Raw genomic sequence first — 16277 nt, 5'->3', positions numbered from 1 at the left:
GGGCGTTGGTATGACTCCCACTGTCAAGTTAAACACACTGATCCTTGCCTAACTTCTTAAGCCATAATTACTTCAGCTCGAATTAGAGCGAGTTAATACATAGGATGAAGCAAGTAATGTCGTCGGTTATCTTGCTGATATTCGTTGGTTATTACTATTTCTAGTAACAGAGCAGACCTTACTTATTCCGTCGTGGCACCTGTCTTCAGTCTATGTTCGTGGTTCAATGCAGCGTTAGCTGCATTGCCATCCTAACGCCGTCGGTGGTTGTGCCACACCCGATGCTTGATCCTATGCATTAACTCTAATTCGTTTATCATGCGGGTACTCTTGCCAATCTAAGTTTTGTATTCACTGGCGTAAGCACCACTTCTTTTGCAATAGCCCATATGTACGCAATCATTTCTCGGGCAATGGCGGTGACAACCAGGTTGTAGTGTTTCCCTTTGGCTATCATTTTTTTATAGCGCTTGCAGAGCCTAAGTTGTGCTTTCCACGCAATATCAATAATGTCCTTTGGTAAACCTTCTTGTCGTTTTTGCATATCTGTCGATATATTTGCCGCATACCGATAAGTGTGTGCACCTTCAACGAGAAGGCGTCTTGCTCGGCCGTTTCCGCATTTTGTGATGGCGCCAATATGGCGTTTGCCACCACTCGAGTGTTCACTGGGTACAAGACCGAGATAACTCATTAATTTACGGGGATGGTCGAAGCGCGATAAATCACCAAGCTCAGCCACAACGCCGGTGGCGACCAACAAGCGAACACCTCGCATTGCTTGTATTGCTTTAACAACGGGATAATAACGCCATTGATGGACGTGATGTGTTAGTTCATTGTCTAGCCTTTCAAGTCGGCTTATTCGCTCGGTAATTGTGTGTAAAAACTCTTGTAAGACAATGTGCTGCGCGGGATGTGGTAGCACTAGTTCAGTGAGCCAACGTAAATGTTTTTGTGACCAATTTGCGGTGCCTTTGTAATTAATATTATTGCGAAGCAGCAACGCTTTTAATTGATATTTAGCATCTTTTAAATCCTTCATTGCCACTTCGCGCGCACGAGATAAGTCGCGTACAGCTTCATCTTCAGGCTCAGGAACATAGATAGGTGTTAAATCTTCAGACTTAAGTAATTTAGCAAGCTTAAGGGCATCACGTTTATCGGTTTTAACCTTCTCGCCTGGTTTTTTAGGAATAAGAGAGGGTGCGACCACATAGCAGCAATGGCCAAGGCTGGTAATTAATCTGTAAATCCAATAACCACATGGGCCAGCTTCATAAACAAAATGAAGTGTTGCGCCAGGGTATTTGGATTCAAACTGACGAACAAGCTTTTGAACGGCCACTTTGGAAGACGAAACTCGGCCAAGGTGAACAGGTTGAGAGCCTCTATGTTCTTCAATATAGGCGACTTCATTGAATTCTTTATGTGTATCAAGACCGATAAAAAGTATGCTATGTTTATTCATGTTAGCCTCTGCTGTTTAGTTAATTGACAAACTAATTATGGCTCTGGCTTTGAATTAAGCTAACCCACGAAAAGCGGAGGCTAACACCGTGTGGGAGTCATTATGTCTATATGCAAAATTCATATCTAAGGAGTTTTAATGGAAGCTGTAGAAGTAGAAACAAAGGAAAATAAAAAAAGAGGCTTTTGGCTAACTGCATTTTTATTATTAATGTTTGTTGCTAATCCATTTACTGCATTCACTTACTTTTCAAATCCTGAAGCAATTATTCAAGTTTATCCATCTCTTTCAGAGGGACTTCTTTATTTTATGGGGCTACTTGCGGTTTTAAACGTTGTTTTTGCTATAGCGATATGGTCATGGAAAAAAGTAGGTGTTTATGGAATCTATGGTTCTATGGCACTAGCATTTTTAATTAACCTTTATATAGGTATTGGAATTATTGGTTCATTAACAGGCTTAATTGGTGTTGTAATTATATATTTCACAACAAAAAACAGATGGCAACTATTCACTTAGTTTGCATATAACAAGCGCATTAAGAATGGGACTGCTAACAGTTGGCTTAGTTTCGCTCCGCTACACATTTTAGCCAACAATTATCAGCCCCTTATGCGGGCGTTGAGGCTGTAGAATTACTCTTTTTAGAAACATATCCTACCATTTAAAATTGATTGTTTTTTAACCTTGAATCCGCCGGGTGACTGTGATCTAATAGATATTATTCACCCACGGTAAATTGTTATGGCCAACTATAAGCCTGATTTATCCTGCCAAAATAAATTCATTCCTATCAATTTCGCTGAGCAGATACTGCCTGGCACATTTGAATATGCCCTTTGTTATATTGTCGAAAATAAACTCGACTTGTCGGGCTTTGATGCGTGGTACAACAACGATAAAACGGGCGCGGCGGCGTATCCGCCTTCGGTAATGCTAAAGATTATTTTACTGGGCTACGCACATGGTTTTATCAGTAGTCGCCGAATTGCTAAAGCGTGTGAGACGAACATTTTATTTATGAGTGTGTCGGGTGATATTCAGCCGCATTACACATCAATAGCGGGTTTCGTAGCCAAAATGCACGAACAGATTGAGCCACTATTTACGCAAGTATTGATGATATGTGATGAGGAAGGCTTGGTAGGCCGCAATATGTTTGCTATTGATGGGTGTAAATTAAAGTCCAATGCGAGTAAAGAGTGGAGCGGGACATTCGATGAGCTTGGTCGCAAAAAAGCAAAACTAGAACGCGCAAGCAAACGTATTATTGAACGCCACCAATCACAAGATGGACTAGGCGAAGAGTTGATAACTCAGGATTTAAAACAAAAAGAAAAGCTGGATAGAAGTGCAGATAAAATCACCGAGTTTTTAGCCACTCACAAAGAAAAAACAGGCAGTAAAGGCAAGCCAGTTAAAAGTAATATCACCGACCCAGACAGCGCAAAAATGACGACCTCCAAAGGCACCATTCAAGGCTACAATGGCATTGCGATAAATGACGACAAGCACCAAATTATACTGCAAGCACAAGCATGGGGCTCAGTGGGCGAGCAACAAACTCTGCAGCCAGCCGTAGCACAATTAAAACAGCAACTCGATAAATTGAACACTAACAAACTCAAAGGCGAGCACATGATAAAATTCACCGCAGACAGCGGGTTTAACAGCGAAGCAAACCTCGAATTTATGGCGCAAAGTGGATTCGATACCTATATTGCGGATAATCAATTTAGAAAACGAAACCCGCTGTTTAAAGAAAGTGAAACCTATGAAACAGAGCAAGAAAAACGCCGATTAAAACGCAGTAAAGGCAAGCCTCGATTATTTACCTCAAACGACTTCCATTATGATGAAGCAACCCAAACCTGCCGCTGCCCCGCAGGCAATGATATGTGGCGAAGCGGGGTTAATGTAAACAGCCACAACCAACAATACACCCGATTCTGCGGGTACTTAAAAGATTGCAAAGTATGCCCACTGCAACAGCAATGTATGCGAAAGCCACCAATAAAAACTGGACGGCAAGTGCAGTTTAAAAATGATGAATCGCGTAAAAAGCAAAGCTACATGGACAAAATGAAGGTTAAAATAGATAGTCCAATGGGGCGGCGACAGTACAGTAAACGACTTGGATGCATAGAGCCAGTGTTCGGGAATATTACAGTGAATAAAGGCATGAATAAACTGACCTTACGGGGTCAAACGAAAGTGAATGCGCAATGGCAACTGTACTGCCTTGTTCATAATATAGAAAAACTGCAAAACAGGCTGCATTAAAAAAGGGGAGCCCTTTTAAGCCAAAATATGCCAATCAAGCACCTGTAACTCCCTCTAAAATAGCCATTAAGACAACCGTGCATTCTCTTTTTCTATTTTACGTGAAATAGCGATAACTGATTGAATCAAAATAGGAACTCGGCTATGGTTGATTCATCAATAAAAATAAATTTAAAACGAGTTAATCTACAGGCTCGTTATATTTATTTAGCATGGAGCATATCTTTGAAGAATTTTGTTTTAATTATATTTTGTTTGTTTTTAATTAGTTGTCAATCAACTCAGCCTAAATCCAATAGCCTTCAGTTTGGAGTTAATTTAAATGCGCATCCTGAGCTTACAGAAGCTGAGAGATCTCTATGGTTTGGTTTCAGTTTTGGTTTAGGTACTTGCATTCAAAATGAGGGTGCCTCATATAATAACTTTCCAATTTCTTGTGAAGTTACCGCAAGAACAATTATGGCTCAAATGTATGAGAATGAACCTGATAAAAGTGTCTATAAAGACGTTTATGCTAGCGAGCTCTATTCCGTATATAAAGCTGGGTTCATAGAGCAATACGTATGGTTCTTCCATAACCAAAAAGAATGGAACAAGCCAAGCAACATCGAAAAGTATAAAATATGGGCATCTAAAAACTTAACGACTCATAATCAACAAACTAAGTTTGTGGGTAAATATCAATAAATATAACAAGATAATTGGACTCCCAACCTCTACACTGAAGTAGAAATTATTTTTCGGAGTTCAATTATGAATAAGTTAAGAATTGGTGTCGATTTAGCTCATAAATTAATACAAGTTTGTAGTTCTACAAATAATAAAGTGCACTCAAATAATGAGATGACACTGCAACAATTTAGTGAGTACTTGGTATCGCTTAGTCCTTCAACGATTATTTTTGAGGCCTGTGCGAGTGCTAATTATTGGCATCAATTTGCAACTTCACTTGGTCATAATTCTCTACTAATATCTGCGCGATTAGTTATGTCTGTTCGTCAAAGTCAAAAAACAGATAAAAATGACGCTTTAGCTGTTTTACAAGCATCGCTGTTACCAGATGTTCACTTTATTACTGCAAAATCAATTAATGAACAGCAAGCGCAATCAATGCTCAAATTGAGAGAGCACAGTGTTAAACAAAAAGCAGCGCTTAAAAATCAACTCACAGGTTTACTGCGTGAATTTAATATAAGCAGTGGTCGCTCAATAAGTCAGTTTGTAGGTACAATCCAAGATACATTGGAAGATGCCGAAAATGGTTTTTGTGATGCATTTAGAAAAATGCTTAAAGTATCATTGGATTTATATTTAACGTTAACTGAAGCAATCGCGACCTATGATTTCGCATTGGCTAAATGGATTGACGACACACCAAGCTGTAAAAATTAATGCGCCTAGAAGGGGTTGGGGTTTTAAATGCCATTCATCTTTTTATTAATTTGTCGTCAGGTGAATTAGCCAGGTTTAAAGCCGGCAAAGATGCCGCTGCTTGTATAGGTTTGACACCGACTCAGCACAGCTCTGGTGGTAAAGTAAGTTTAGGTAGAATAAGTCGGCGTCGAAATACAACATTACGTAGTTTACTGATTACAGGTGCAATGGCTGTCATCCAACAAGTTGTTAAGCGAGAGCCAAAAACAAGTAAAGAGCGCTGGCTTAAAGCGTTAATAGAACGACGAGGAAAAAAATGTGCAGCAGTCGCATTAGCCAATAAAACGGTTAGAACCGCTTTTTCTTTAATTAATAATAAAACAGAATATAAAGCTGTTTTATTATAAAAAATCAAACATCAATATTAGCTAAATTAATAACATGTTAGATGACACAGTATAGTCACAAGAGCGAAAAGCTCGTTAACAAGAAGAGTGCTCTAACACGCGAAATTATCTTGGAGTCGAGGTAGCGCCTCATTTAGAACTCGTACATAAGAAAGCGAATTTATTTAGTTAAAATAGTTGTTGATAAATGGGAGTCCACATAAGTGACTATGGTGTCAATTCCTAATTTCAAACCATTTTAGGATCCCACATGACACCATCTCTCACCATTGAATTTATGATCACTACCAGCTTTCGTATACACGCAATAATGGCTACTTTTTTAGGCTTTCCTGCGCTTACCATACGTTGATAAAGGTCTTTAAATTTAGCGTTGCACTGAATGGCTGACATCATCGCCATATACATGGCAGTTCTTATTTTAGGTCGGCCGCCACGTATCATTCGCTTACCTTGATACACACCACTTTCTCGATTGAATGGCGCTACGCCAACTAAAGATGCAGCTTCTTTGTTGTTTACATAACCAAGCTCAGGCATGTCGCTAAGCAAGTTAAATGCGACCACATTGCCAACACCAGGCACACTTTGGATAATGGCATTTTTTGCTTTGTATTCGTCACATTCTTCAATCAGTTTTTTAAGTTTTAAATCGACTTTATCTATTTGGTTTTTCAGTGCAGTTAAGATACGTTTTATGAGTGACGATAGTGTTTTTGGCATTATTTGAGAGCGATTTTTCTCCATCGTTTGCATATCCATTAACTGGCGTCTTCTCGATAATAAATCGCTCATCAAGCGCATTTGCTCTGGCTTTAAAGCTGATAAAGGCGGTTTAATCGCTTCACCAAAGTGAGCGATAAGTTGTGCATCAAGTTTATCCGTTTTTGCTTTTTGGCCGATAGCGCCTGTGAAGCGTTTAATGTTCACGGGATTAGCAATAACGAAGGGAATATTCGCCTCAGCGCAGGCTATGATAAAAGGCTGTTCAAGACGTCCAGTTGCCTCAATAGTAACGCGTGTTACTGGGTGTTTTTTTAAGATTTGAATGGCGTGTTTAATGCCACTTTGATTGTTTTCTACAGTAAAGTAAATGTCTAAAGGCCTGATATAAATATCGAGTTGTGTTTTACCTGTATCGACACCGACGTTAATTTCATTTTGATTATTTATTGTATTCATAATAAGCTGACTCTGCCTTGCTATTCGGGCTCGAGGCCCCGTTGACTATCCGAGTTTAATGCTTGGAGTTTATACAGCGTTCTAACTTGTTACCGGTCTCTCAATAGAGGAGCCTACACTCAATCGAACTACTGTATAAAAGGCTTTGGTTGCAGCCAAAGCTTAGGCCTCACATTACCCGAACTAGGTTAAAGTATTAATTAATTTATGGGTTTATTATCCATACAAGTCGTTTAAGCAGGACAAATAACAGTTGGCTTTTGCTCCTGCGTCGCTTATTTTAGCCAACATATTATTTGCCTCTTAACGAGGCGTTGAGGCTGTAGAATTACTCTTTTTAGAAACATATCCTACTATACAAATCTGATTGTATTTTAACCTTGAAACCACTGGGTTACTATGATCTAATGGTTATTATTCACCCACGGTAAATTGTTATGGCCAACTACAAGCCTGACTTATCCTGCCAAAACAAATTCATTCCTATCAATTTTTCTGAGCAAATCCTGCCAGGCACATTTGAGTATGCGCTTTGTTATATCGTCGAAAATAAACTCGACTTATCGGGCTTTGACGCGTGGTATAACAACGATAAAACGGGTGCTGCGGCGTATCCGCCTACGGTGATGTTAAAGATTATTTTACTCGGTTATGCGCATGGGTTAATAAGTAGCCGCCGGATTGCGAAGGCTTGCGAGCATAATATTTTATTTATGAGTGTGTCGGGTGATATTCAGCCGCATTACACATCAATAGCGGGGTTCGTGGCAAAAATGCATGAACAGATTGAACAGCTGTTTACGCAAGTGCTGATGATATGCGACGAAGAAGGCTTGATAGGGCGGAATATGTTTGCCATAGATGGGTGCAAGTTAAAGTCGAATGCGAGCAAAGAATGGAGCGGCACATTCGATGAGCTAGGGCGTAAAAAAACAAAATTAGAACGCGCAAGCAAACGTATTATTGAGCGTCACCAATCACAAGATGGATTGGGTGAGGAGTTTATTGAACAGGACTTAAAGCAAAAAGAAAAACTGGATAAAAGCGCAGAGAAAATCACAGACTTCCTCGCCACACACAAAGAAAAAATAGGCAGTAAAGGCAAGCCCGTTAAAAGCAATATTATCGACCCTGAAAAATTCATCGGGAATGAATTTTAACAGCGAAGCTGGCCTGAAAGGCGAGTCCATGGATAGGACGAGTAAAGCGCGAAAATGACCACCTCAAAAGGCACAATCCAAGGCTACAATGGCATAGCAATAAATGACGACAAGCACCAAATTATACTGCAAGCACAGGCGTGGGGGTCGGTGGGTGAGCAACAAACACTCCAGCCAGCCGTTGAGCAATTAAAACGACAACTTGATAATAAACACCGATAAAATTACAGACGAACACACGATTAAGTTCACTGCAGACAGTGGGTTTAACAGCGAAGCAAACCTTGAATACATGGCGCAAAGTGGCTTTGATACTTACATTGCGGATAACCAATTTAGAAAACGCAACCCGCTGTTTAAAGAAAGTGAAACGTATGAAACAGAGCAAGAAAAACGCCGATTAAAACGCAGCAAAGGCAAGCCGCGCTTATTTACCTCAGACGACTTTCATTATAATGAAGCAGCGCAAACATGCCGCTGCCCCGCAGGCAATAATATGTGGCGAAGCGGGGTTAATGTAAACAGTCATAACCAAAAATACACGCGATTCTGTGGTTATTTAAAAGATTGCAAGGTATGCCCACTGCAACAGCAATGCATGCGAAAGCCACCTATAAAAACAGGGCGGCAAGTACAGTTTAAAAATGATGAATCGCGTAAACAACTCAGCTACATCGACAAAATGAAGGTCAAAATAGACAGCCCAATGGGGCGACGACAATATAGTAAAAGGCTAGGCTGTATAGAGCCCGTGTTTGGAAATATTACAGTCAATAAAGGCATGAACAAATTGACCTTGCGCGGACAAACGAAAGTGAATGCCCAATGGCAGCTGTATTGCCTTGTTCATAATCTAGAAAAGCAGAGAAACACGATACATTAATAAGTGAAACCCCTTATCACCTCAAATAAGCCACTTAAACACCCACAATACCTTCTAAAACGCCCATTAAAACAACATCAGTCCTCTTTTTATATTTACGTAAAATCGAAGTAGCCGATTGAATTAAAATGAGAGCTCAACTATGTTTAAAGCATCAATAAAAATAAATTAAAAACGAGTTATTCTACAGGCTCGTTATATAAAGTGATGTCTAGTAAATAAAGGCAGGAGGCTCTAATGGTACGAACATCAACACATTGGCTTCTGGATGCTCTGCTTAGTTCAAAACCTGAGCTTGTACTACCAGATAACTATAATCTTTCAATGGATGCCCGTGAAGCTTGGCATCAATTGCAAACAACACTAAGATTACCTGCTAGCGCAATTTGTAACGCACTTTCTTTAACTTATTCTACAGACAGTATTAATATACAAGAATTTAAACCTCCCAGAGATAACCCTTTTAGTGAAAAGGTTTGTCGTGATATGGGCATTTTGCCCTTTGATTTGAGTGTTAATAAACCGGTTATTGCAACTTATGATCCTCGTCGACTTCCCGAGTACTATGATCAAATACGTTTTATTCTGATGGGTGACTTTAAACTGGCTATTTTGTCTCCTGAAGAATTTGATATTGGGCTTACACGGCTCTTTTCGACAATTAACCACGACTATAGGGCTATTGATCTAACCGTTGCGTTAGTCGATGAAGGTGAAATTCCCCAGTTAGCGAAAGCCATCTTACGCTCTGCTATAGATAAAAGGGCATCTGATATTCATATACACCCGATGGTTGGTGGGGCTGCAATTAGATTTCGAGTTGATGGTGTTTTAGAGCGAATTGCATCGTTTCCCAAGCAGCAGCACGAAGGCTTGTCTCGCTATTTTACTATGAATGCAGGGCTAGAGCTGAACCCCCTAACTGCTCAAGATGGACGAATGCGATTAATTTATGGTCAACGTGAAATTGACGTTAGATTGTCTTTATTGCCCGTATTTGATGGCATGAGAATCGTGTGTCGCCTTCTTGAGCAAGGCAAGCAGTTTTCTTTAGTTAATAGTGGCTTTTCCCCTTCTGATTATCATGCACTAAAACGACTTGTATCCTACGGCTCGGGAATTGTACTGCTGACGGGGCCTACTGGGTCGGGGAAGACATCAACACTGTACGGCCTGCTTTCAGAACTCAATAGTGTAGATGTCAATATTATGACCTTGGAAAACCCGGTGGAATACGTTTTACCCGGTATATCACAAGTGCAAGTCAATGATGCTCAAGGTCTTTCTTTTGGTGATACGTTGCGATCAATACTAAGGCAAGACCCTGACATTGTTTTGGTTGGTGAAATACGTGATGCTGAAACGGCAAAAATCGCATCTCAAGCGGCGTTAACGGGGCATTTGGTATTGTCTACGTTGCATACTAATGACGCAATGGCGACAGTACCTAGACTTTTGGATCTTGGAATAAATCCATCGGTTTTGGCTGATGTATTGGTTGGTGTCGTTTCCCAGCGTCTGGTTAGAAAGCTATGTTCATCCTGTAAAGTAAAGGTCACTAAGCCACTCCTTCCTGAAGAATTAGAATATGAACGTATCACCGGTGAGCAGCCTGGTTGTCGTGCTATAGGATGTGATAAGTGTCATTATACTGGCTACATGGGCCGCCTTCCTATTACTGAAGTCATGGAAGTATCACCAGAGATGCGCACATTAATGTTAAGTGGCTGTAATAACGTTAATGACTTAACAGAGGCTAATAACAGTTTTCAGACGCAGATGGCCGTTAGCGCAGGGCAATGGATAGTTTCTGGTGAAACAACAGTCCAAGAGGTCGGGCGTGAGCTGGGCTTACATTTTTGGCGTGAACTTGCAGTGGTTAATAATAAAGTACCAAATATGTTGCTAGATAATTTTTCAAGGTCAAACTCGCTTTCAGAGGATCGTCTCAAAGTTTTGTTGATATCTGATAATAAAGAGCTTCAATCAATGCTAGCTGAAAGTTTTCAATATGGAATAGTCTTTGTTAATAATGAACACAAGGCTTCCGAAATTTTGAAAAAAGATACTTCAGTTATTGCCATTTTAATTGATGCTGCCCTTATGCAGTCTATTCCAGCAGAATGGCTTGGAAAGCTAAGAGAGCAATTGGCTTGGTCGGGGACGCCTGTACTATTTTTAATCCCCCCAAATCAAAATGAAACCAAAACATTGTTGAATAAATTCCATGCTCATGCGATGGAATACGATGAAAATATGACCCCTCCGACTGAAATTGTTAATAAGCTACAAAGCATACTGACTAAAGGAACACTCTAATATGAACGCTCAAATATTACGAAAAAATATTAATCGAGGCTTCACCTTGTTAGAGATAATGGTTGTTATCGCGATTATTGGAATACTCGCGGTTGTGGCGGTTCCTTTGTATAAAGACTACATAATACGTGCGCAGGTTACAGAAGCTTTTGTTTTTGCCGATGCGGAAAGAATTAAAGTCATTGAAAAACGTATTGAAAGCACCAACGTTGATATTGCAACATTCTCTGAACCAAAAGTACATATGACTTCTTTGATGTGGGTGCCTGTAGTAAATAACAATCCAGTCGACAATTCAGTTATCGGATATATTCTTCCCACTATGGATTTAAAAGGTCTTGGGGTGAGAGATACGTTTGCACTTGAGTATTTTTATAATGGCGCTTGGCGTTGCGTTAATGCGGCCAATGCGATTGGTCGTGGTGCAGTGTCTACCAATAAAGCGCTTGATGAGAAGTATCTCCCAAGTAGCTGTCTTGCCGGAGCAGGGTTATTGACAGCACACCCTAATGCGCCTGCGGGTTGCCCCTCTGGAACACAAAAAGTACAAGTGAAAGATGCTAACGGCAGACAGCAACAAGTCTGCCAGCTACCTAAGGTTCAGAAACAACCACAGGTAGTGCCGCAGTTGCAACCACAACCACAAGCACAGCAACAACAATTAACGCCAAGTGTTATACCAATAGTAAAACCACAACTTAAAAAATGTCCAGGCACTTTAAAATTAGGTTCGGATGGAAGGTGCCATACATCGAGTGCCGCTTTGCCGGCACAGTGTCCTGTGGGTCAAGACTGTGGGCATCATGATCCTAAATGTTCAGTAGCGGGGCAAGAATATATAGGAGAAACTTCAGTCGGTGTACGCGATCAACACAACCCCTATGGCTCGAATGTTTATACAACTAAGACTGCAATTATTCCCGCACAATGCGTCGCAAAATGTAAAAACGGTTTTGTTTTTAATCCCAAAGAACCTTCAAAGTGCTCATTAGCCCCTTCAACAAATAATCATACTTGTCGAGGCCCTAAATTTATTTGTGAGCGAAGCCATGTTACCACAGGGGCTGCCTGTACAGTTGATGCTCCTTATGCTGCCAATTTTATTGAAAATTTAAAAGATGGTTCCCGTTATGTAACAAGAGGCTGTGTTACACAGCAAGAGGCATTTGAAGCTGACAAGTACAATAAAGGTAATGACAATTGTAAAAATTATAATGTTGTAGTGCTACAAGACGCTCACTTTAAATGTACATTCGCTTGCTATGGTGATGCTTGTAATCTTGAATCTGTTCCAGATCATCCAGCAACATGGGCCGATGGTAAATCGTCAACGGATTTACCTGATCAGTTTAATACTCCTTAAAGGCAGGTTTTAGTATGGCTGATAAAAAGGATAAGCAATCATTTAACAATGGGACTCATCAGCCTAGCTTGAATGACATTTTGAAAGCGAGTAGCGACACAAACAAAGTAAGTGGTAGCTATCAAAATAGAGGTGCCATTAATGGCACCTCTACGGATCCCAAAAGCCTTGATGAAATACTGAATAATGGTCAGAAAAAGCATATTGTGAAAGCTGGTGTTGCCCATTCTGCCTCTTCTTCTAATTTGCCTAGTTTAGATGATTTGGTCAATACAGGAAGTCACTCTAAGTCATCCCAGCAAAACACTTCATCTCATAGTGATCAATCAACGAAGACGATTCACCAAATAATTAACTCGACTAAGGTTAAAGATTCACCTAAACAGGAGAAACAAGTTGGAGGCATTGTTGGCCAAAAGCGCCGTAAAATTTTTAGTATTGTAATTATTTCAGTGCTTGTTGTTATCGCAACTAGTGTTTTCAACTCTAAACAAGACAAAGGAATAGTGCCCGAGTCCGCCTTGGCTCAACAATTGATGGTTGTCGTAAATGGGATAGAAAAATACCGATTGGAAAATAACAAAACACCAGAAAAACTGTCTGATTTAGTTGAATTCCCTAGTGGGGCTGTAGAGTGGAGGGTTGACCAATATGATTTGCAACTAGAGGCGAGTGCGTTAGAGTTTTTTTTCTGGGAAGATTTAAATGGTTACATTGTAATATCACGGCTTGGGGATGAAGCTTGGATGTATAGCAATGAAGGTGAATCGAAAATAAAAAGAGTACCAGCAAGGTAGAAGGTGGTTACACAACAAAAAACAAAGAAAGAGCAAAAAAAATAGGAAAACACCTATCCTAAATTTTGTATTTTCATATTTTTTACTCGCTTTAAATGAGTGTGAAAAAAACAGAGTGATGATGGCAATTGCAAGAAAACGTCAAATAAGTTTGGTTAATACAAAATACCATCACTGTATTTCTCGGTGTGTTCGCCGAGCATTTTTATGTGGTGAAGACTGTTTTACGTGAAAGCCTTATGAACACCGCAGAGCGTGGGTTGAAGACAAGTTACTTGCTTTAGCAAAAATATCGCCTGTATGGCCTATGTAGATTTAAACCAAATCAGAGCAAGTATGGCGCAAATACCAGAAAAATTTGACCATACCAGTGTACAAAAACGCATTGAAAGCGCAACGGATGCCAAGCAACAAAAAGCTACTCTGTTTTGCCACGTTAGATTATGCCAAAAGGGCTACTATTTAAGCTTAAATCGTATCTTGAACTAGTTGAACTAACTAGGCATTGCATACGAGAAGGTAAACGCAGGTATATTGAAAGCACACATTTACCTTTACTAGAAAGAGTCAATATCTCCCCAGAAAACTGGTTAAAACTAACCACGCAATTTACGCGCGTATTTCATGGTGCAGTAGGTAGGACAACCTCACAAGAGAGTTACAGTGAACACTTGAACAGAAAACGGCGTAGCAACGTCAGTAACAGCGAAAAGCTACTGGCATAAAGTTGAAAGTCCTCAGTAAAAAATTAACACTGCAATTATGCAGTTATTTTTATGCGCGTAATTTAGGCTTAAAAGTACTAATAACTTATTTAATGGGTGAAATGAAAGTAACCCAGTAATAAAAGGTAAATTCATAACCTAAAAAGTAAATTTAGTGGAATAGCTTTGTTGGTTCAATTAGAGTGACTGCCTAATTTGTTTTCTTTTCCGTAAATGGATGTCATGGCCACATATATCGAACAATGCAAAGAATTATCATTAAATGCAAGAGTGTCAATAGCATTAAAAATATTCGAAAGCTATTGCCAAGAAAACTCACTGAGCCACTCAATGATTACGGAATTTGATAGCTATTTATGGAAGTGGCTATTAATAGACGGCCCAGATCAATTTGAACCTTGGGAATCATCTAGACCCTTTCTAGTTAGTTTTGGTATCGGTGATGAATCAAATAGCGAACTGGACAATTTACTGTCTCAAGCAAATATAAGTGAACATACTTTCCGTGAAATTGTAAGCGGTATAGTTGAAATGTTGTGGGGAAGTTTTTGGGGCGCGTGTGAAGATGAGTTGTCTTTGAACTCTCTCGACAAGGTGGTTCTACATTCATGTGTTAAAGCTTTACCTAATCTAACACCGTTCAAGTTTTCGAAGTTTTCTGAAAATAGTGGTTGGGGTTTTAAGTTAACCCCTGATGATGTAACTTATTGGCGTAAATGTATAAATTACGTATAACACATATGAACCTTAACTCTGTCAATATGCATTAGTGTTCTTTTTGACCGTTTTTATACAGTAAACATCGATCAAAACCATACTAAAGATGTATTTTCATATTTTTACTGGCTTTTAACAACAAAGATGACACCCATTCTAAGTAAGCGTATAGCTAACGACACCTAGCCTTGCTTAATATTCCAAGGTAATAGCGGCTCAAGGTTACTTGGCTGCTCTGCAATATGTTGCAAGCACGTTGAGATGTAGTCATGCACTACAAGATCATTTGCCTTTGCGGTTTGAACAATACTATAGAGTATGGCGCTGGCATGCGCGCCATTGCAGGTATTTGAGAACAACCAGTTTTTCCGCCCTATTACGAATGGTTTTATTGCTCGCTCTGCGCGGTTATTATCAATACTGAGCCTGCCATCATCGAGGTAACGCCGGAATTTCTCAAACTGATTTATCGCATAGGTAATTGCTTTACCTAGCGCCATTTGGGGAGGGATTTTATCTTTGTGTTTGAGTAACCATTGATACAATTCATCAACGATTGGTTTGGCTTTTTGCTGCCTAACGGTGAATTTTTCACTGACCGATTTACCTTTGATGGCTTGCTCAATACCATAGAGTTTGCGAATAAGGTTAAGCGCTACATCTGCTTTAACGGTTTTTTTATTATTGCCTTTTGCCTCGATGAACTTACGGCGTATATGGGCTAGACATGCAACCAGTGTTGCCTTCGTTTGCTCGTATGCTTTGTAGCCGTCAACGTGCATGTAGCCTTGATAACCGTCAAGAAAATCAACCACACAGTGGGCCGCGCGACTGTTATGATAATCAAACAAGTCAATATTAGTGCCTTTACCCGGTTTATCATCGCCACAACAATACAGCCACATATAGCTGGTCGCTTTCTCTGCGTTAATAACGTTGAGCGGGGTTTCATCGCCATGAATAACCGCTTGAGATAACAAGATTTCTTTTAAGCGCTGATACAAGTGAGATAATAGTTCAGCACAGCGTAACATCCAGCTCGACATGGTTTGCCTGCTCAACTCAATACCGATATCAGAAAATAACGTTTCTTGGCGATAAAGCGGTAAGCCAAACTGGTATTTACACATGATTATTTGGCTCAGTAAACTGGGCGTAGCGATGCTTTTTGGAGTTAATGGGGTCACCCATTAGAAAGTTCCGGTCAAGCAGGCAGCTGTGTTTTCTTGATTTTTTTATTCAAAAACCAAGTGTTGTTATTTTTAAACTCAATTTGAATATGGCTACGCATCCAGTAATGACGTCGATTGGTGTGAATATGCACCAGTCACCCATATGAATTTAGGCAGTTTAATTAAGCATTATTGATGATTAATTAATGCCCTTGGCTTTCGCCTCAGTCATCGTTTAGTTCCAATATCAGTCCAGTTTCTGGCTGTGTTTACACACTGCGCTGTAACAATTCTGTGGTTTATGCTTGAACATAACCAACCCTTTGTGGCTCAAACATTGGGCATATCCAGTATTTAAAATATGAGCGGTTAACGTGCAGACTCAATCAAATCTAATGGTTTTACCAACCCCATTACTAGCTCA

10 protein-coding genes and 4 pseudogenes are annotated in these 16277 nt (G+C 39.9%); 11 read left to right on the top strand and 3 right to left on the bottom strand.

Annotated elements, in window-relative coordinates; genetic code table 11:
- Positions 1 to 316 precede the first annotated feature (316 nt).
- Positions 317 to 1471, bottom strand: a complete 1155-nt coding sequence (locus ATS76_RS10680; RefSeq protein WP_058552139.1) for an IS110 family transposase — start codon at positions 1469 to 1471, stop codon at positions 317 to 319.
- Positions 1472 to 1609: 138 nt separating this feature from the next.
- Here ATS76_RS10680 and ATS76_RS10675 point away from each other — a divergent pair, with 138 nt between their 5' ends.
- The 4 genes and pseudogenes from ATS76_RS10675 to ATS76_RS10660 all read left to right on the top strand — a co-directional run bounded on the left by ATS76_RS10675 (position 1610) and on the right by ATS76_RS10660 (position 5535).
- Positions 1610 to 1990 carry a hypothetical protein gene (locus ATS76_RS10675; protein ID WP_058552138.1) on the top strand — a complete coding sequence of 127 codons (381 nt, stop codon included), beginning with the start codon at positions 1610 to 1612 and terminating at the stop codon, positions 1988 to 1990.
- Between the two features lie 225 nt (positions 1991 to 2215).
- A complete protein-coding gene (locus tag ATS76_RS10670) occupies positions 2216 to 3754 on the top strand; it encodes a transposase (RefSeq protein WP_058552137.1) in 1539 nt (512 codons plus the stop codon).
- Positions 3755 to 3898: 144 nt separating this feature from the next.
- Positions 3899 to 4441, top strand: coding sequence for a hypothetical protein (locus tag ATS76_RS10665; RefSeq protein ID WP_058552136.1), 543 nt, complete (start codon positions 3899 to 3901; stop codon positions 4439 to 4441).
- Positions 4442 to 4507: 66 nt separating this feature from the next.
- Positions 4508 to 5535, top strand: a pseudogene (locus ATS76_RS10660) (IS110 family transposase).
- 228 nt (positions 5536 to 5763) lie between these two features.
- Here the strand turns inward: ATS76_RS10660 and ATS76_RS10655 are convergent.
- Positions 5764 to 6717, bottom strand: coding sequence for an IS110 family transposase (locus tag ATS76_RS10655; RefSeq protein ID WP_058552135.1), 954 nt, complete (start codon positions 6715 to 6717; stop codon positions 5764 to 5766).
- A 437-nt stretch (positions 6718 to 7154) separates the two neighbouring features.
- Between ATS76_RS10655 and ATS76_RS19420 the strand changes: the two are divergent.
- The 7 genes and pseudogenes from ATS76_RS19420 to ATS76_RS10625 all read left to right on the top strand — a co-directional run.
- Positions 7155 to 7851 (top strand): annotated as a pseudogene (locus ATS76_RS19420) (transposase); the annotation flags it as partial.
- Between the two features lie 71 nt (positions 7852 to 7922).
- Positions 7923 to 8760 (top strand): annotated as a pseudogene (locus ATS76_RS19410) (transposase); the annotation flags it as partial.
- Positions 8761 to 8997: 237 nt separating this feature from the next.
- Complete coding sequence (locus ATS76_RS10645; RefSeq protein ID WP_058552134.1) at positions 8998 to 11079, top strand: GspE/PulE family protein; 2082 nt, start codon at positions 8998 to 9000, stop codon at positions 11077 to 11079.
- Position 11080: 1 nt separating this feature from the next.
- Complete coding sequence (locus ATS76_RS19540) at positions 11081 to 12442, top strand: pilin (protein WP_058552133.1); 1362 nt, start codon at positions 11081 to 11083, stop codon at positions 12440 to 12442.
- A gap of 14 nt (positions 12443 to 12456) precedes the next feature.
- Positions 12457 to 13239: a hypothetical protein gene (locus tag ATS76_RS10635; protein ID WP_058552132.1), complete on the top strand. Its 783-nt coding sequence runs from the start codon at positions 12457 to 12459 to the stop codon at positions 13237 to 13239.
- Positions 13240 to 13360: 121 nt separating this feature from the next.
- Positions 13361 to 13964: pseudogene (locus tag ATS76_RS19400) on the top strand (hypothetical protein).
- A gap of 222 nt (positions 13965 to 14186) precedes the next feature.
- On the top strand, positions 14187 to 14699 hold the full coding sequence (locus tag ATS76_RS10625; RefSeq protein ID WP_058552130.1) for a hypothetical protein: 513 nt from the start codon (positions 14187 to 14189) through the stop codon (positions 14697 to 14699).
- A 164-nt stretch (positions 14700 to 14863) separates the two neighbouring features.
- Here the strand turns inward: ATS76_RS10625 and tnpC are convergent, their stop codons facing one another.
- Positions 14864 to 15868, bottom strand: coding sequence for an IS66 family transposase (gene tnpC / locus ATS76_RS10620; protein WP_235590925.1), 1005 nt, complete (start codon positions 15866 to 15868; stop codon positions 14864 to 14866).
- Between the last annotated feature and the right edge of the window lie 409 nt (positions 15869 to 16277).

Source organism: Pseudoalteromonas sp. 10-33, from assembly GCF_001469195.1.
Taxonomy (GTDB): domain Bacteria; phylum Pseudomonadota; class Gammaproteobacteria; order Enterobacterales; family Alteromonadaceae; genus Pseudoalteromonas.
The sequence above is the reverse complement of the archived record's forward strand: the minus strand, read 5'-3'. Positions and strand labels throughout refer to the sequence as shown.